The sequence below is a fragment of the Alkalihalophilus lindianensis genome (assembly GCF_032843265.1).
GTDB lineage: Bacteria > Bacillota > Bacilli > Bacillales > Bacillaceae_D > Alkalihalophilus > Alkalihalophilus lindianensis.
The window spans coordinates 1-486 of record NZ_JAWJBA010000037.1 but is presented as its reverse complement, the minus strand read 5'-3'; the positions used below and the strand labels follow the sequence as shown (position 1 = coordinate 486).

1 pseudogene is annotated in these 486 nt (G+C 39.5%); it reads right to left on the bottom strand.

The annotated features are described in order from the left end of the window. Positions 1-486: pseudogene (locus RYX56_RS21165) on the bottom strand (D-alanyl-D-alanine carboxypeptidase); the annotation flags it as partial.

Below are 486 nucleotides of genomic sequence, written 5' to 3'. Positions count from 1 at the left end.
CATGCTTTGGCGCTGCTTTTTCTTTCGGTTTATCCTTTTTCACTGCGGCTGCGGCTTGCGGTTTTCGTTCCATTGATTTTAATTGTACCGTCTGAAGAACTTCACCACGATTATTCTTAATCGAAAGAATCCCGCTATTGCTTACATCCTTTGTTATTCCGTGAACATCTTCTGTCACAAGAATATCACTATTTGGATGAAATTCTTGTGAATCCTTTTTAAAAATCTCTCCCTGATTAATGGTGCTATGCTGAAAGGTTTTAAAACCATAGTCGAACAACCGTGCTGTATCATCGTATTTATCACGTTTTAGATTTGATTTTAGCACGACCGCTGTCAACTTTATCTTTCCATTATTAGCAGTGGTAGCTAATGTTTGTTTAGATTCAGTGACATAGCCTGTTTTCCCGCCTGTTATACCGGGATAAGGGTACTCCCCTTTCAGCATGATGTGATGGGTAATGAGTTTAGTTTTCCACGCTTTCC